At 43.2% G+C, this 16,624-nt stretch carries 22 protein-coding genes; 11 read left to right on the top strand and 11 right to left on the bottom strand.

All coding sequences use genetic code 11. From position 1 onward, the window contains the following. Positions 1–128 precede the first annotated feature (128 nt). A complete protein-coding gene (locus GQR42_RS17610; RefSeq protein ID WP_158200937.1) occupies positions 129–374 on the top strand; it encodes a UPF0175 family protein in 246 nt (81 codons plus the stop codon). Next, entirely contained in the window at positions 371–871 is a 501-nt protein-coding gene (locus tag GQR42_RS17615; RefSeq protein ID WP_158200938.1) for a DUF3368 domain-containing protein, read from the top strand. Before GQR42_RS17610 ends, GQR42_RS17615 begins: the two co-directional genes overlap by 4 nt. Before the next feature lie 90 nt (positions 872–961). On the opposite strand, the gene GQR42_RS17620 is transcribed toward GQR42_RS17615, so the two are convergent. Continuing rightward, on the bottom strand, positions 962–1,339 hold the full coding sequence (locus GQR42_RS17620; RefSeq protein ID WP_158200939.1) for a PEP-CTERM sorting domain-containing protein: 378 nt from the start codon (positions 1,337–1,339) through the stop codon (positions 962–964). Here GQR42_RS17620 and tnpC point away from each other — a divergent pair. Next, a complete protein-coding gene (tnpC, locus tag GQR42_RS17625; RefSeq protein ID WP_158198643.1) occupies positions 1,338–2,873 on the top strand; it encodes an IS66 family transposase in 1,536 nt (511 codons plus the stop codon). The genes GQR42_RS17620 and tnpC overlap by 2 nt on opposite strands. Before the next feature lie 17 nt (positions 2,874–2,890). Here the strand turns inward: tnpC and GQR42_RS27865 are convergent, their stop codons facing one another. From GQR42_RS27865 to GQR42_RS17650, 4 genes are all read right to left on the bottom strand, one after another. Further along, the gene (locus GQR42_RS27865) at positions 2,891–3,664 is read right to left on the bottom strand and encodes a hypothetical protein (RefSeq protein WP_199273204.1); all 774 of its coding nucleotides are present in this window, start codon (positions 3,662–3,664) and stop codon (positions 2,891–2,893) included. 702 nt (positions 3,665–4,366) lie between these two features. Further along, a complete protein-coding gene (locus tag GQR42_RS17640; protein ID WP_199273205.1) occupies positions 4,367–4,819 on the bottom strand; it encodes a PIN domain-containing protein in 453 nt (150 codons plus the stop codon). After that, the gene (locus GQR42_RS17645) at positions 4,816–5,100 is read right to left on the bottom strand and encodes a hypothetical protein (RefSeq protein WP_158200940.1); all 285 of its coding nucleotides are present in this window, start codon (positions 5,098–5,100) and stop codon (positions 4,816–4,818) included. Before GQR42_RS17645 ends, GQR42_RS17640 begins: the two co-directional genes overlap by 4 nt. Before the next feature lie 148 nt (positions 5,101–5,248). Then, entirely contained in the window at positions 5,249–5,401 is a 153-nt protein-coding gene (locus GQR42_RS17650; RefSeq protein ID WP_158200941.1) for a PEP-CTERM sorting domain-containing protein, read from the bottom strand. 520 nt (positions 5,402–5,921) lie between these two features. Here GQR42_RS17650 and GQR42_RS17655 point away from each other — a divergent pair. After that, positions 5,922–6,185 carry a UPF0175 family protein gene (locus GQR42_RS17655; protein WP_158200942.1) on the top strand — a complete coding sequence of 88 codons (264 nt, stop codon included), beginning with the start codon at positions 5,922–5,924 and terminating at the stop codon, positions 6,183–6,185. On the opposite strand, the gene GQR42_RS28940 is transcribed toward GQR42_RS17655, so the two are convergent. Beyond that, the gene (locus GQR42_RS28940; protein ID WP_233271059.1) at positions 6,132–7,628 is read right to left on the bottom strand and encodes a PEP-CTERM sorting domain-containing protein; all 1,497 of its coding nucleotides are present in this window, start codon (positions 7,626–7,628) and stop codon (positions 6,132–6,134) included. The genes GQR42_RS17655 and GQR42_RS28940 overlap by 54 nt on opposite strands. Positions 7,629–8,255: 627 nt before the next feature. Here GQR42_RS28940 and GQR42_RS17670 point away from each other — a divergent pair. From GQR42_RS17670 to GQR42_RS17685, 4 genes are all read left to right on the top strand, one after another. Beyond that, positions 8,256–8,654: a hypothetical protein gene (locus GQR42_RS17670; RefSeq protein ID WP_158200943.1), complete on the top strand. Its 399-nt coding sequence runs from the start codon at positions 8,256–8,258 to the stop codon at positions 8,652–8,654. Further along, positions 8,651–8,908, top strand: a complete 258-nt coding sequence (locus GQR42_RS17675; RefSeq protein WP_158200944.1) for a hypothetical protein — start codon at positions 8,651–8,653, stop codon at positions 8,906–8,908. Before GQR42_RS17670 ends, GQR42_RS17675 begins: the two co-directional genes overlap by 4 nt. Then, positions 8,887–9,258, top strand: coding sequence for a type II toxin-antitoxin system VapC family toxin (locus GQR42_RS17680; protein WP_158200945.1), 372 nt, complete (start codon positions 8,887–8,889; stop codon positions 9,256–9,258). The genes GQR42_RS17675 and GQR42_RS17680 overlap by 22 nt, the downstream gene beginning before the upstream one ends. Before the next feature lie 154 nt (positions 9,259–9,412). Beyond that, on the top strand, positions 9,413–9,700 hold the full coding sequence (locus GQR42_RS17685; protein WP_002763635.1) for a YggT family protein: 288 nt from the start codon (positions 9,413–9,415) through the stop codon (positions 9,698–9,700). On the opposite strand, the gene GQR42_RS17690 is transcribed toward GQR42_RS17685, so the two are convergent. Both GQR42_RS17690 and GQR42_RS17695 read right to left on the bottom strand, forming a co-directional pair. Beyond that, positions 9,697–10,137, bottom strand: a complete 441-nt coding sequence (locus GQR42_RS17690) for a hypothetical protein (protein ID WP_158200946.1) — start codon at positions 10,135–10,137, stop codon at positions 9,697–9,699. The two genes, GQR42_RS17685 and GQR42_RS17690, sit on opposite strands and share 4 nt — an antisense overlap. A gap of 640 nt (positions 10,138–10,777) precedes the next feature. Next, entirely contained in the window at positions 10,778–11,254 is a 477-nt protein-coding gene (locus GQR42_RS17695) for an NAD(P)H-quinone oxidoreductase subunit N (protein ID WP_158200947.1), read from the bottom strand. A gap of 315 nt (positions 11,255–11,569) precedes the next feature. On the opposite strand from GQR42_RS17695, the gene GQR42_RS17700 reads away from it, so the two are divergent. Further along, a complete protein-coding gene (locus GQR42_RS17700) occupies positions 11,570–12,439 on the top strand; it encodes an ABC transporter permease (RefSeq protein WP_158200948.1) in 870 nt (289 codons plus the stop codon). Between the two features lie 27 nt (positions 12,440–12,466). Here the strand turns inward: GQR42_RS17700 and phoU are convergent, their stop codons facing one another. Then, positions 12,467–13,135 (bottom strand): phosphate signaling complex protein PhoU, encoded by a 669-nt coding sequence (phoU, locus tag GQR42_RS17705; protein WP_158200949.1) that lies wholly within the window; start codon positions 13,133–13,135, stop codon positions 12,467–12,469. A gap of 118 nt (positions 13,136–13,253) precedes the next feature. Here phoU and GQR42_RS27875 point away from each other — a divergent pair, with 118 nt between their 5' ends. After that, the gene (locus GQR42_RS27875; RefSeq protein WP_199273372.1) at positions 13,254–13,487 is read left to right on the top strand and encodes a hypothetical protein; all 234 of its coding nucleotides are present in this window, start codon (positions 13,254–13,256) and stop codon (positions 13,485–13,487) included. A 125-nt stretch (positions 13,488–13,612) separates the two neighbouring features. On the opposite strand, the gene GQR42_RS17710 is transcribed toward GQR42_RS27875, so the two are convergent. Together GQR42_RS17710 and GQR42_RS17715 are read right to left on the bottom strand one after the other, a co-directional pair. Then, the gene (locus GQR42_RS17710; RefSeq protein ID WP_158200950.1) at positions 13,613–14,914 is read right to left on the bottom strand and encodes a sensor histidine kinase; all 1,302 of its coding nucleotides are present in this window, start codon (positions 14,912–14,914) and stop codon (positions 13,613–13,615) included. A 47-nt stretch (positions 14,915–14,961) separates the two neighbouring features. After that, positions 14,962–15,714 (bottom strand): response regulator transcription factor, encoded by a 753-nt coding sequence (locus GQR42_RS17715; protein ID WP_158200951.1) that lies wholly within the window; start codon positions 15,712–15,714, stop codon positions 14,962–14,964. A gap of 74 nt (positions 15,715–15,788) precedes the next feature. On the opposite strand from GQR42_RS17715, the gene GQR42_RS17720 reads away from it, so the two are divergent. Beyond that, positions 15,789–16,556: a creatininase family protein gene (locus GQR42_RS17720; protein WP_158200952.1), complete on the top strand. Its 768-nt coding sequence runs from the start codon at positions 15,789–15,791 to the stop codon at positions 16,554–16,556. The last annotated feature ends 68 nt before the right edge of the window (positions 16,557–16,624 follow it).

Raw genomic sequence — 16,624 nt, forward strand, 5'->3', positions numbered from 1 at the left:
GGTAGGGAGATGACTACAGCCTTGTCATCGGAGTCAGCCATGGCAATTTGGCCGCTATTATGGATTGTCTGGCTATAATATAATAATTAATATTGACATATTTGCCCACTCAATTCAATCGACTTATCATGAGTATTGTTATTTCTAACGAGATGATACAAGCTACTGGTAAAACAGAAAATTTACTGAAGCTTGACCTAGCTATTATTATGTTTAAAGATTATCACATTAGCAGTGCTAAAGCTGCTGATTTTGCGGGTTTATCTTTAATCGAATTTCGTCAAGAATTAGCCAAAAGAGATATTTGTGTTAATTACGATGTTGCAGATTTTCAATTAGAGTTACAAACTTTAAATCGATTGGGGGATTTGTGATCGTTGTTAGTAATACTTCTCCTATTACCAGTTTGTCTGCTATCGGTTATGTCAATTTGCTACATGATATTTATGGAACAATTATCATTCCATCAGCCGTTTATGAAGAAATGACCCATGTAGGTTATGCTGTCCCCGGAACAATAGAAGTTACAACTTTATCTTGGATTGAAAAAAGGACGTTAGAAAATCGTTCATTATTTGAACAATTAAATCATGAATTACATCGAGGAGAATCAGAAACAATCGCCTTGGCAATTGCTTTGGGTGCTGATAGGGTAATTATGGATGAAAATCCAGGCAGAAAAAAAGCACTGAGTTTAGGACTGAATGTAATTGGCGTTTTAGGAATTTTACTAATAGCAAAACGTCGAGGATTAATTACAGCAATTAAGCCGTTAATGGATGATTTAATATCTCAAGCTGGCTTTCGGATTAATCGAGCATTATACTTAGATGTTTTACAATCAGCACAAGAGGAAAAGAGCGTTTTATGATTTGCTTTTGTGTCGTTAGAAACTGCAATTACAACAAAATTAGTAAAAAGAGACGTAAATGCTATCGCTCACGTCCCCTCCAAACATCAATTAATCATCGTTATTGTCGTCTTGTTTATGCTTTTTAGAAAACAATGCTCCTAATCCTAATCCTAATGTTACTATTCCTAGAATTGTAGAAGGTTCGGGAACAGACTGGATCGATTTAGTTGCCACTTGTAAATTATCAATTGAAAAAAGTCCATTACCACCAACGGGAGATATTTCGATACGAGATGCAGGAATAGATGTGACAATTCCTAAAAACTTAAACGAGTTTGGGTTAAGATTGCTACCTGAAACTGTAGCTTGCTCAATTAGATTGTTGGAAGCATCAAAAGCAGATAATTGTAGCGTATCATCGCCACCAGTATTAAAAAAGCCGTAACCGTTCAGGGGGGGTACGAAATCTGGTAATCTGAGAGACATGGATGAGAAGCAGCTACTAGAGATGTCAGGAATAGACGCAGAGGATTGGGAGCAGACCCCAGCCAGCGTCAGACGGCTAGTAGTGCAGTTAGGCTTGAAGATAGAGCAACTAGAGCAACACCTCAAAGAATTACAAGACTCAAAAGAGGGGCTAGAAGAGAAAGTCAATCGAAACTCACAGAACTCCCATAGCTCTCCTGCCTCAGACTCTCCCAACGTCGAGAAGACCAAGAAAAAAAAACCAACAGGAAAAAAGCGAGGGGGGCAACCCGGACACCCAGGTCATAGTCGTTCCCTGTATCCAGTGGAAGCGTGTGATAGCGTCACCAACCACTATCCTAAAACTTGCCCCTGTTGTGGCGAACCCCTACAAGGAGTTGACCCCAGCCCCTACCGCCATCAAGTAGTAGAAATTCCCCCGATTAAGCTCCAAATCGCGGAGCATCGCCTACACCAACTAACTTGCACTCGCTGCGGCCAGACAAGCAGAGCCACTCTACCAGAAGAGGTAGAAGCCAGTGGCTACGGCGAAACAGTGGTAGCCATCGTCTCAGTGCTGAGCGGGATGTACCGTCATTCAGTAAGGATGGTGGTTTCGGCGATGTCGGACTTGTTTGGGGTGAAAATCTCTCTGGGGACAGTCAATCGTCTGAGAAAAGAAGCCAGTGAGGCGGTCTCAGCCTCAGTAGAGGAGGTCAAAGCCTACATTCAAGCTGCGCCGATAGTGGGAGCCGATGAGACAGGTTTCGGACAAGGAAATGCCGATGGGGAAAATCCTCAGTCCAAGAGAGCCTGGTTGTGGGTGGCCGTCACTCCCTTGGTCAGCTTCTTTTGTGTGGAGTTGTCGCGCTCGACGGCGGCGGCTCAAGGGTTATTGGGAGAGAACTTCGAGGGGATTCTCAACAGCGATCGCTATAAGGCCTACAATTGGGTCGATGTTGACCGAAGACAACTGTGTTGGGCACATCTCAAGCGAGAGTTCACCAAAATCTCTGAACGCAGTGGAGTCTCCCGTCAACTAGGACGAGATTTGCTCGCCCAACAGAAAAAGTTGTTTCGCCTCTGGCATCGAGTCCGAGATGGGACTTTGAGCCGGACTCAGTTTCAGTCATTAGTGTCGCCAATTCGAGAACGAGTCAGAAGTTTACTCTCTTCAGGAGCGGATTATCAGATTGGCTCCAGGGAGAAGACTCCTTTGGCTAAAACCGTTCGCACCTGCCGGCAACTGCTGAAGGTGGAGTCCGCCCTATGGCTGTTCGTCACGGTGGAGGGGTTAGAGCCAACGAACAATGCGGCTGAGAGAGCCATTCGCCAGGCTGTCCTCTGGCGGCGCACTAGCTTTGGCTCTCAAAGTGAGGCGGGTAGTATTTTTGTGGCGCGGATGCTGACGGTAGTCACCAGTCTGCGTTCTCAGAACCGCAATGTCTTGGAATTCATGACCGACGCTGTTCGAGCCTCTAGGAAAGGTAGTGCTTCTCCTTCTCTGCTACCCCAGGAGAGTACTTCTACAGGGTCAATACCACTGGCTGCTTGACACCCCCCCCTGAACGGTTACAAAAAGCCAACTCCAACAATACCATTGGAGGGATTCATTGGCTGGAATACTATACTGCCCCTTCCAGGAAAACTACAAGCGTTATTATTAACAAGAGCATTGGGAGAACTAAAAGTAGGTCCGGGACAATTAGCCAAGATAGAATGAGGCTGAATACCAGCATTCATCGGATTAAAGGTGATACCCAATGAAGATAATTGCAATATTGGACCAGTAAAGCTATCAAATGTCTCAAGTGCTAAATTACCAGCAATCGATGCCGCGGCCTCAAATGTGGTTTTATCGTTAAAGATTGCAGCCGATGCAGAAGATGAGGTAAATTCAAGAGAAATAAGAATACCCAACCACACAGCACACTTTTTGGCTAACTTTATTCTTGACAACGCTCCTTGTAAATCCGTAAACCCATCAAGGATAGCACTGTTTGTCAGAGGATTAGAAACATTACCCGTCGCGCTTACCACATGGTAGGAATTATCCGCAATCCCCGCTATACCGATCTCACCACTTAAAATAGTGGCATTTGTGGCAATATTACGCTGATTACGGGCAGTTTCCGTCCCTGCAAACCCCCCATAAATCCCCACATTGTTTTTCAGGGTAAAACTCGCGGTTCTGTCCGTTCCCGTAGTGGGTTTATACGTCCCCGCAGCCACCCAAATCTCATCACCAGCTTGTGCTGCAGTAATAGCACTTTGTAAACTGCCATAAGCATTGTTCCAAGCGGAGCCATTACCTGTTGAACCAGACTTAACGTAAAGAATAGCCATGATATACCTCGTGTGAAAAAGACGGTAGAGAGTTGATAGGGAATATCGACCCGAAACTTAGTTCGAGTTAGATAAAGTTGATAAGTAAGCGAATAGTGGAGAAAACTGTCTCTAAAGACAGCAAAACCATTAATCAAGCTGAGATGTCAGAAAATTTAGCACTGGTTAGGGATGATGCTTAGATTGTAGAGGCGAATAATTATAAGCTCCGTTTATCATTCATCAGCAGAGCTTATTAAATAAATCGAGCAGAGAGAAAATATCTGGTATAATCCCACTTCTGAGAAAATTTACCTAGAGATAAGCCGATTTATGTTGCTAAGGCTATATTTTGATTAACTTTTGTCAAGTTATTCGGAGAATCAAGTTATTTTGTCATCAGTTAAGGTAGGGAGATGACTACAGCCTTGTCATCGGAGTCAGCCATGGGAATTTGGCCGCTATTATTGATGGTAAAGGCGGAGATACCGTCGCCATCGAGGTTAGGATTACCTGCGGTGATATTGTAGGGTTAAGGGGTTATTATCGGCATCAGTGGCGTTAATTGTGCCGACAAGAGTGTTTAAGAGGCTATTTTCGGGAACGGTGAGGGTAGTATCGTAGAGGACTGGTGCGCTATTTTGGACGAATTCATAAGCACCTATATCAACTGTAGCACCGTTAATACGAGGGTTGCGGGCAAGGTCAAAGGGTATTGCTTTATCAATTAGGAATAATATTTTGCCATAAATCAGCTTGGATAAATCGAGATAAATGACCTACATTCGTAGTGGCAATTATCACATCTGGAATAGATAGAGTTATCGCTTGTGCAACTAAAATCATATCACCGTCAATTGTCTTATCTCCTGCTGTGGGTTGTCCTTGTTGACGCGCTTGCGCCCAAAATAAGGCAGCTTGTCGCATTGTGTCCGTTGTAATGGGTAGATATTCTATCAATTCACATAACTCATCTAGTCGTTTAATTCCCTTAATCTTGTTAGCGCGTAATAATTCTCGGCGAACTTCATAATCAGCTATTTCGGGAAGAATAACTCTAATACCTTCTTGAGTTAAAGTTTGCAGCCAACGAGTACAAGCTAGACTTTCATGCGATCGCTTAGGATTGGTAATTAAACCAATAATTCCAGTATCTAATAAAACAACTCGACTCACCAAGTTATCCCTTTTAATTGTGACGGAAATAAAGGACGATCAGATAAACGATCTTGATCGAGTACCTCAATTAAATATTCACCTGTTTCTTGTTGTTCTTGCTCATCTTCTTCATCGATCCAAGACTGAAGAAGGTTAACCAGTTTGATCTGTTTTTCTTGGGATAAAATGTTATCTGTGAGCAGTTTTAGAGCATAAGATTCTAGGGAAAGTCCCTGCTCTGTTGCTCGTTGGGTAAGATATTGCTCTATTTCCGGTGTTAGATTAAGGGTTAGTGCCATAGTCGTTTTTTTTAGAGTTATTTCACCCCATTCTATCTTAACTAATCAGTTTTGTATTGAACAAAATCTACACACAGAGACGTAAACGCGATCGCTTACGTCCCCAATTCATCCTCAATCAAAGTTTACTGATTCAATAACCGGGAAATCACCGCTTTTTAACCGCATTGCCTAGCATTAAACCACTAAGAGTTATAAAACCAATAAGGTTACTAGGTTCGGGAACGGAAATCGGGGGTGGAGGTGGTGGGGGAGGGGAACCATTACCTGTTGAACTGGATTTAACGTAAAGAATAGCCATGATATACCTCCTGTGAAAAAGATGGTACAGAGTCAATAGGGAATCCACCCGAAACTTAGTTCGAGTTAGATAAAGTTGATAAGCAAGCGAATAGTGGAGAAAACTGTCTCTAAAGACAGCAAAACCATTAATCAAGCTGAGATGTCAGAAAATTTAGCACTGGTTAGGGATGATGCTTAGATTGTAGAGGCGAATAATTATAAGCTCCGTTTATTTTTTTTTCATTCATCAGCAGAGCTTATTAAATAAACCATGCAGAGAGAAAATATCTGGTATAATCCCACTTCTGAGAAAATTTACCTAGAGATAAGCCGATTTGTGTTGCTGAGGCTATATTTTGATTAACTTTTGTCAATTTATTCGGAGAATCAAGTTATTTTGTCATCAGTTAAGGTAGGGAGATGACTACAGCCTTATCATCGGGGTCAGCCATGGGAATTTGGCCGCTATTATGGATTGTCTGGCTATAATATAATAATTAATATTGACATATTTGCCCACTCAATTCAATCGACTTATCATGAGTATTGTTATTTCTAACGAGATGATACAAGCTACTGGTAAAACAGAAAATTTACTGAAGCTTGACCTAGCTATTATTATGTTTAAAGATTATCACATTAGCAGTGCTAAAGCTGCTGATTTTGCGGGTTTATCTTTAATCGAATTTCGTCAAGAATTAGCCAAAAGAGACGTAAATGCTATCGCTCACGTCCCCTCCAAACATCAATTAATCATCGTTATTGTCGTCTTGTTTGTGCTTTTTAGAAAACAATGCCCCTAATCCTAGTGTTACTATTCCTAGAATTGTAGAAGGTTCGGGAATAGGTGTTGTAGATTCAGGGATATTAGAGATAGGAGAAGGTTGAATTTGAAATTCAGCAATAAAGCTTCCTGTGTTATCGCCGTAAAATCCAACGGGAATTTCTCCTGTAGAAGAAACACCAGGTCCATCAAAAAAGCCTAAAAAAAGTCGGGTTGCTTTTTCTGGTACATTAAATTTCTGAATATCACCGAAGCCTGTTCCTGTTAGTCCGTCTCCAATGAAAAATGTTTGTTTTAGCAGTGGTGATAGCTCTTTAAAATTGTAATTTCCACTAAAATTTAAAGGGTTAGGTGCTGGAGATGTTGGTGTTGAATTATCTAGAAAGACACCGACTAAATATCTACCTATTCCCTCACCAATTATACCTGAGATTCCATTTAGAGATGGGTGAAAATAAGCTCCTTTAGTAACATCTCTGATATCTGCACCATCAGGTCCATTAGACAAAGGAACACCATAATTAATAATCCCTGTGATTTGGGAAAAGGTAAGAACTTGTTTTGCGGCTGCTGAAAAATTATAGACTGGAGGTAAGATTCCAGCACCGCCAACTTGAGATGGCGGAATACTCTGTCCAGCACCATAGATATTTGACTGAGCATTAACATTCATAGTTACTGCTTGAGCAAAATTATTTCCTCCAAGAATAGTCAGAGAAAACGTTATAACTCCAAAAGCCAAAGCATTTCGCAAACTATAAAATAAATTATAATCCCCTGCATCCAAAGCAGGAGAACCCGATTTTAAGCGTAAATCATCCCCTTTCGCATTCACAAACAGAGGATTATTATCCGTCGCACCCGTAAACCCTCCCCCTTGGATAATACTATTCGTAGTCGCCGTGTTGTACTCAAACACCGTATCAATCAGAACAGGATTACTGCCATTCTCGTTATATAAAGCACCTCCATTTGTTCCATTATTATCGCGGAAAGTGATATTTCTCAGGGTTGGACTAGCACCCGAAACATACATCCCACCCCCATCATCTTGATTTCCCGTTGTACCATTGGCATTACCACCAGTAATAGTAAACCCATCCAGAATAGAACTGTTACCCAGAGGAGTAGAAATCGTACCCGTCGCGCTTACGACGTGATACGCATTATCCGCAATCCCCGCTATACCAATTTCACCACTTAAAATAGTGACATTAGTGGTAATATTACGCTGATTTAGGGCAGTTTCCGTTCCTGCAAACCCGCCATAGATTGCTACATTATTTTTCAGGGTAAAGCTTGCAGTTCTGTCGGTTCCCGTAGTCGGTTTATAAGTACCCGCCGCTATCCAAATCTCATCCCCTGATTGTGCGGCAGTGATAGCACTTGTTAAACTGCCATAAGCATTATTCCAAGCGGAACCATTACCTGTTGAACCAGACTTAACGTAGATGATAGCCATGATATACCTCGTGTGAAAAAGACGGTAGAGAGTTGATAGGGAATATCGACCCGAAACTTAGTTCGAGTTAGATAGGGCTTGCTGAATAAATGTGAAATGTAGGCAAGGTAAGGGTTTTGTGGCTTTTCTTGCGAAACAGGTGCAAGATTTTGAGAGAATCGTCGTTTAAAACCTTGCGTTTTCATCGGCCCGCGTCCTGTAGGGGCGAAGCATTCGGGCAATAACCTATCGGTGAAACCGTAGATTTTCTATCCGAATGCTTCGCCCGTACTTTTTGCTGCAAACCCTAGATAAAGTTGATAAGTAAGCGAATAGTGGAGAAAACTGTCTCTAAAGACAGCAAAACCATTAATCAAGCTGAGATGTCAGAAAATTTAGCACTGGTTAGGGATGATGCTTAGATTGTAGAGGCGAATAATTATAAGCTCCGTTTATTTTTTTTTCATTCATCAGCAGAGCTTATTAAATAAATCGAGCAGAGAGAAAATATCTGGTATAATCCCACTTCTGAGAAAATTTACCTAGAGATAAGCCGATTTGTGTTGCTGAGGCTATATTTTGATTAACTTTTCTCAATTTATTCGGAGAATCAAGTTATTGGCTCTCCTCGACTTTGTGTGATAATCGGTGCTTATCATTCGTAGGAGTCTTGCCAGACAAGGCTTTAAAGACTATATTTCCCGAAAATTATCGGCTGCATCTCCTATTTATGACTTTCCCTCACCTATGGTGAGCAGCAGCAGTTATTCAAAGAGGGCGAATGCAATTCGCCCCTACAATAATATGATTGCGCCAATGGTAGGGGCGCACCGCGTGCGCCCAAAATCTCCTCTAGATATTTCGACAAAATTGAGATGCACCCAAATTATCCCTATTCTTCTTCCTTTCACACAAAAACCAGAAGAGCCAGTTATTTTGTCATCAGTTAAGGTAGGGACATTAATCGGGCCTTATCATCGGGGTCAGTTAATGGCGGGTTATACTAGAAGTCAAATCCTTTCCGTTATTTATTTGTTAACAAAATGACACGAGATACTTTACACACAAGCACTCGGGTTTTACCCGGTAACAAAATAGAAATTCAAACTCCTGAACTAGCGGTTGGTGAAATAGTTGAGGTTTTTATTGTTTCTTCAACTTCTGAAAATGATCAAGATAAAAATGAATCTGACCCGCTAATTGGTTTGTTCAGAGGTTCTCCAGATTTAGCAACTCAATCTGAAGAAATTTTACAACAGGAGATTAAAGAAAATTCAGGATGGACATGGAAAGAAAAATAACAATAAGTGATACAGGATTTGTAGTTGCTTTGCTAAATCAATCAGATATAAAACATAGTGATGTCGTAGCTATTTATCAGAACTATCAGCAAATATTATTACCCCAAACAGTTTTAGCAGAAGTCGCTTATTTAGTAGGTCGTAGTGCAGGTGTTAGCACTGTTGCGGCTTTTTTAAAAGGATTGTCTGCAAGTCGGTTTCATTTAATTCCTTTAAGTGAAACTGATGTAATTCGAGTATCTGAGATTTTAGAAGAATACAAAGATAGTCGTATTGATTTTGTTGATGCAACTGTAATGGCGATCGCTGAAAGGCTTAAAATTACTCTTGTATTAACATTAGATCGCTGATATTCTGGTCGGATTTCATCCCCCGCAAAGGTGAGTATCTTGTCGAAAAATCTAGCGGGGGCATTGATCCGACATTTTAGGTAACTAAAGACCTTTTTTTTGGTAAGATCAAAGCTAAACTAACCATCACGCCTCCTTGAGGAAAGATTTATTTATGAGCGATATAGGGTTTATTTTGACGATAATCAACAATTTCCTGCAAATTTACTCGGTAATCCTAATTGTTAGGGTTTTACTGACTTGGTTCCAAAATGCCGGTTGGGCCTATCAGATTATGTCTTTTCTCAGTCCGATTACCGATCCCTATTTAAACCTCTTTCGCTCGATTATCCCACCCCTAGGCGGGATGGACTTGTCCCCGATCCTCGCTTTCCTGCTGCTCAACGTCGTTCAGAGTGTCGTAGCCACAGGAGCCAGCAGTCTGGTCAGTAGCAGTTTCTAAATCCGCGGATCAACACTACTGGTAAAACCAGAAGCTTTGAATTTTTCCAGTCGCAAGGGGGTTGGTTGATTGGTAGAAACAGAAATTCTGATCTCGAAATCACTAATCCCCGGTGGCACTTCTGGAATTGCCCCGACTCGGCTACGATTTTGTAAAGCTGGTTCCCCGTTAGCATCGTAAATCCGACCAAAAACATCGGCATCATAGACGGTTTTTCCAGAATTATTTTTAGCTTTGCCAGTGATTAAAAAACAATTAGCCGGAAAACTGGTTCCCCCACTGGTGACACTCCCCTCGGCTAATTCCGGGGGACAGTCTTTATAAGATACATCTAATAGTTGAATTGGGGTCAAAGCTTGAGCAGTAGGGATGATAAGCCAGCTAGACAGCCAGAAAAGAACGGAAAGCAGCAAAACGGTGAGCGAGCGTGATGTCATAGATGAGTGATTTTACGGTATGATTTCCCCAATACTTAGATTATCGTCGATCGTCACCATTTAAAATCAACTTTTTGAGGACTTTCATCGAAAATTTTGGGTGGGAAACCCCGCCGTTCTAGGTTGGCTTTACGTTAGAATTAAAAAGACCGTCTCGAAAACCAAGTGGGCGGACAGCACCTTGAAAACTCGGCTTAGGGGGTTCCGTTCAGAAAAGCTTGTCCTGGTAAAAAGTCGCGCGCAACAAGTACAAGAAGCGTTTAGTCAGAACCGTACCGTGGGACACAAGGAATCGGGCTTCTGAAAGGTCGCGAAAGTCTGTGGACTTTGTGTAAGACAGTACATGGTTTTTTAACCGTGGTATGCAACGGTGGTTGAAGCAGAAACTTAAATCGTGAGGTTTAGGAATCGCCGCACTTTTAGGGCGGCGAGGATGTCAAGGATCGAGATGAGATTGAAACTCCCCTCAAAGTCGCCTTTCTCCAGTGTGAGGCTTGATCCTGTCGAGTTAATGAACAACAAAAAGAAATTTTGTTAGAGGGGTGAGGGAGGAACAACAAACTCTCAAGAACTGAAGTCTCCCTCTCCGGGGAGAGGGGTTGAGGGGGAGATATTTCAGTACCCTTGTTATTTCGGTAATTTAGGCAGCGATTAAAGATTTGCTCAAAGGTTGCCAACGGAAATATCTTTCCCCACCCAATTCGAGGACAAATTTTAACCTGGTTTCCTGTTGACTAAGATTAATTAAGTATTGTTTTTCTTGCGAGGATAAAACAAAACTTTCAATAATCCAAATCACTAAACCTTTAGATTTGGGAGGTAAATTTTCCAATTGATAGGTAGCAATGGGAGGAACAAAATAAACCGGTCCCACGGCTGCTTCCCGACCAATATTTTTTTTACCTAAATGGGGGGGACGGACTCCATGAATGCCGGTAAGATAGGCACTTAAATCGCCTAAACCTCTAGCGGTGATATGCAGGACATTATAACCAGTGGCCCGTAAACGTCTTTGATAGCGTCCCTCGTAACCCCCTTCTAAGGGTGCGTAAACGCCTAAAGCACCGTATTGTTCCAGATCGCGAATAAATGGTTTTCCTGTGGTCAGTAATGCCATAGCTAGTAAAAAAAATCTTTTTCCCTATAATCGCACGTTTTGTTAAGTTGTGCGTCAGGTGAACAGAAAAAGACTTAGGATCAAAGATAGAGAGGGACAATCGCTACTCTCTCCCGAGGAGGTAATATGTTTCACGATCTCCTTTATCCCAACGGACTGCTTTATATCCTGATTAAACTAACTGTTTTAGCTTTAGCAGTCTTGCTCTGGTTTATGGTCGTTTCGGCCCCGGCTGTCTGAAAAAAACACGGCTCTTGTCGCAGGTTAGCCTTGTCTTCTACAATTAGCGTTCTATGCAATGCCTAAATTTTGTCGATGACTCCTGTTAAATTGCCGATCGATCCTTTTCTGAAACCCAACCTAACCACTAAGCTCCTAGGGGTTGGGTTGGTATTGACAATTATTTTTATCCTGATTGCCCTGTTTTCGCCCCTTCTGCAAGCGATCAGCCTGATTCAGGATCCAACCGACATTTTAAGCAATTATCCCCTACAAGCCCCCAGTTCCGCCCATTGGTTCGGGACGAATGTGCGCGGTTATGATGTCTTTTCCCGCACCCTATTCGGGTCCCGGGCGGCCTTGTCCGTGGTATTTTTGGCCACAGGATTATCTTTAGTCATCGGGGTTCCTTTGGGGTTAATTAGCGGTTATTTGGGAGGTAAGATTGATCGCATTCTCCTCTTCCTCATGGATACCCTCTACACCTTGCCGGGGTTATTATTATCGGTGGCTCTGGCCTTCGTTTTGGGTCGTGGTATCCTCAATGTAGCGATCGCTGTTAGCATTGCCTATATTCCCCAATATTTTCGCGTGGTCAGAAATCAAACCGCCAGCGTTAAAAATGAGTTATTTATCGAAGCAGCGCGAGCGATCGGGGCTACACCGGGTCGTATATTATCAAAATATCTTTTCTTTAATGTCGTCCAGAGTGTCCCGGTTCTGTTTACCCTCAACGCAGCAGATGCGATCCTGGTTTTAGGCGGTTTAGGCTTTTTAGGCTTAGGATTACCAGAAGAAGTGCCTGAATGGGGTCATGATCTCAAGGAAGCTTTGGCGGATTTATCTACAGGTATCTGGTGGACCACTTTATTCCCCGGATTGTCAATGACGACCATGGTGGTGGGTTTATCTCTCTTGGGAGAGGGATTAAGTGAAATTTTTAACCCCCTGAGTCGTCAACGCTAAAAGCGAGGGTGAGAGTTCGAGACACCCTCAGCCTCTCTGTCCAGTAACGATGTAGGATACCCTTTGGGCGATATTGGTGGCGTGATCGGCCATGCGTTCCAGATGACGGATTAGTAAAGCCATCAGCAGGATTGGTTCCACCACACCCTTGATATCTCTTTGATGGGCGAGAGTGTGATAGAGATAATCATAGGCTCGATCGACTGTATTATCTAGTTCTTTGACCTTTGGACCGGCTTCTTGATCGAGGTCGGCCAGGGCGACAAGGCTCATGGCTAACATATACTGAGCATGGTGGGACATAGCCTCGATCTCACTCATACAATCGTGAGGGGTATAGGCGAATAATTTGAGAGCTATTTCCGCCAAATCCTTGGCATAATCGCCGATACGTTCCAAATCGCGCACTAATTGCATAAAAGCACTTAAAAGCCGCAAATCTTGGGCGACGGGAGCCTGTAGCGTCATGAGAGTGGCACAATCTAACTCGATTTGACGGTAGTAGCGATCGATTTCCTTGTCAAGGAGGGGGATTTTTTTCGCCATTTCCAAATCCCTAGCAAAAAGGGACTGATGGCTAAGACGAAAGGATTCTTCGACCAAGGTTCCCATTCTCAGCACATCCTGTTCCAATCGCTGGAGAGAACGCGCGAAATAGGTGCGATCGGGATGATTGGTTTCTTTGGATAGGCTCACGGTCAGATTCGCTTAACATAAAACTACTCTTTCTCTACAGTGATAACAAGAAAATTTTCGATTTTGTACAGTTGTCCAGAGAACTTGACAGATTTTTTTCTCTAGGGGAAATGGGGGGATGGGGAAATGGGGGGATGGGGAAATGGGGGAATGGGGAAATGGGGGAATGGGGAAATGGGGAAATGGGGGGATGGGGAAGTGGGGGAATGGGGAAATGGGGAAATGGGGAAATGGGGAAATGGGGGGATGGGGAAGTGGGGGAATGGGGAAATGGGGAAATGGGGGGATGGGGAAGTGGGGGGATGGGGAAATGGGGGGATGGGGAAGTGGGGGAATTCAACTAAAACCCTAAAACCCTAAAACCCTAACACCCCAACACCCTAACACCCCAACACCCTAAAACCCCAACACCCTAAAACCCCAACACCCCAACACCCTAACACCCCAACACCCTAAAACCCCATCACCCCACACCCATCACCTCATCTCCTTTTTTTGACGGGGGAGAGTGACTTGTAGGCGAGCGCCGCCGGTGTTAGGATCGTTTTGAGCGACGATCGAACCGCCATGGGCTTGAATAATCTCTTTGGCAATCGATAAACCTAAACCGGTACTATGATCCTTGCTGCCTTGTTTTTGACGGGTGCGGGAAGGATCACCGCGAAAGAGGCGATCAAAAACGTAGGGTAGATCCGCTTGGTTAAATCCCTTCCCGTTGTCGATAACGTCAATTTTCAGCCATTTTTCCCCGATAGTATCGGATATTTCCCGAATTTCTAGGCGAATTTTCCCCTGATCAGGACTATACTTAATGGCATTATCAAAGAGATTCAGGAAAACTTGCAGCAGACGAGAACGATCAACTTCTACCGTCCAATCCACCGGAGAGGAATAATCTAAGCTAATCTGTTTTTGGGCGGCTATTGGGGTGACAGTCTGCCAAGCGGCCGTGATTAGCTCCTGTAGATTAATCATCTGGTATTGTAAAGATCGCCCCGCATCCGCTTGTAATTCACTGATTTCTAGCCAATCGCGCACTAATTGGCTCAAACGCTCCACTTCTTTCGCCATTTGTTCTAACCAGCGTCTTTCGGGAGCTTGGAGGCGTTTTTGTAAAGCTTCGGTGAGCAGAGAAATGGAAGTTAAGGGAGTGCGTAACTCGTGAGTTAAGTCAGAGAAAGCTCGCTCGCGATTTTGCGATAATTCCACTAAAGGCTGTCTATTTTCGATAAATACAGCGATTTCACCTTCTGGCAAGGGATAACCGTAACCTTTCAAGGCCATCGATTTAGGAGCAATCACTTGGCGATCGCTAATGGGGGTGACAGGATAATTAGTCGGGTAAAAAGTCCAAGTTTGCACCTGTGGACTCTGTTTTTGGCGAGTTTCTTGAATTAATTGATCTAACTCATAGGAGCGCACCAATTCCAGCAGCAGACGTACTTGATCTGGCTGCCAGCGATCGAGTTTTAAGAGGGTAATTGCCTGTTGATTGCACCAGAGTAGTTGATTATCGGCATCTATATGAAGATAGGCGATCGGTGCTAGTTCTAGCAAGGATTTCTGAATTTCTAAGCTCTTTTCTCGCTCTTGCAGACTTTGGGAGAGAAACTGTAATTCTCGACGCACCAGGGAGGTAACGGGAAAAGAGGCCGACAAATCCACCGAATCCGAGAGAGCGATCAGGTTTCGCTTTAACTCTCTATTTAAGCGTGAGACTTGCCAGTAACAAATACTCAAACCTAAAACTACTCCGAAAATAAAAGCGAAAATAGTCATTGTCTGCGCGAGCGGCGATCGCTAAACTTGAAAATATAATCGCTCACCTAGCCAAAACGATAACCGAAACCGCGTACAGTAATCAGGTATTCCGGTTGACTGGGATCGATTTCTAGTTTTTCCCGTAACCAGCGAATGTGAACATCGACGGTTTTGGTATCTCCTAAAAAATCTGGTCCCCAAATTTGTTCAATTAACTGCTCTCTTGACCAAACTCGGCGCGGATAACTCATAAATAGGTCGAGGAGACGGAATTCTTTAGGAGAAAGGTTGATTTCTTCATCTCGCACTATCACCCGACATTCCTGGGTATAGAGAAAAACATCGCGGAATTTCCGCACGGGAGCGGCAGCGAGGGAAGTAAATCCTTGACGACGAATCAGAGCGCGACAACGAGCGACTAATTCTCGCATACTAAAGGGTTTAGTCAGATAATCATCGGCACCCACTTCTAAACCCAAAACTCGATCGGTTTCGCTGGCCTTAGCACTTAAGATTAAAATCGGGATAATATTGCCGTGATAGCGCAACAGACGGCAGATATCAAGACCACTGATTTGGGGTAACATTAAATCCAAAACGACCAAATCAAACCGAGATTTACCTTGATTAGATTCTTGACTTTGCAGTAATTCTAGGGCAGCGCGACCATCACTAACACCGAGTGCCTCGTAACCTTCTTCTTCCAAAGCTAAAATAATCATATCCCGAATCACTTCTTCATCTTCCACGATTAAAATCCGATGATTGGGAACGAAATTCGTACTCGCCGACAAGGGGGGGTTGTCAAGGGTTAACATAAAAATACTTGATTATTCGTCCTAATTTTATCTCAATTTGTCAACCCGCATTCGTTTTGGAAGGCTAGAGCCGAATGTTATTACAGTTATCTACCTGGTTAGAGGTGGAATCCTATCTAGAACAATCTCAGGGAATTATTATTCCCATTGGTTCCACGGAACAACACGGGCCGACGGGACTTATTGGTACAGATGCTCTATGTGCGGAAGCGATCGCTAAAGGAGTAGGGACACAGGTACAAGCAATGGTAGCACCGACCTTAAATGTCGGTATGGCCCTACATCATACGGCTTTCCCCGGTACAATTAGCCTGCGTCCTAGCACTTTAATTCAAGTCATCCTCGACTATGTGACTTGTTTAGCTAGAGCCGGTTTTCGTCAATTTTTCTTTATCAATGGTCACGGGGGCAATATTGCCACCCTAAAAGCCGCTTTTGCGGAAACCTATTATCATTTGGATTCCTTCAATTTGCCTAACACAAACGAGGTTAAATGTCAAGTGGCCAATTGGTTTATGGTGCGAGAAGTTTATCTTTTAGCCAAAGAATTGTATGGAGAGCAGGAGGGTTCCCACGCTACACCGAGCGAAGTGGCCTTAACTCAGTATCTTTACCCTGAGAGCCGTAAAAACGCCTTTTTATCCGAAAAAGTGGCTTCTGGTCATGATATTTACGGTGCGGCTAATTTTCGCCACAATTACCCCGATGGTCGTATGGGTTCCAATCCTGCTTTAGCGACTCCCGAACACGGTCAGAGATTCTATGAATTAGCCGTGAAAGAATTGAGTAATACTTATCTAGAATGGCTCTCTTGTCCTGTATCTAAGTTGATTAGTGACTAGGCCACCGAGACCCGGAATAATTTAACTGTCACCCTAGAGACAAAACTTAAATATCCAAGGAGAAAATT

It is taken from the genome of Microcystis aeruginosa FD4, assembly GCF_009792235.1.
In the GTDB taxonomy this organism is placed as follows: domain Bacteria; phylum Cyanobacteriota; class Cyanobacteriia; order Cyanobacteriales; family Microcystaceae; genus Microcystis; species Microcystis viridis.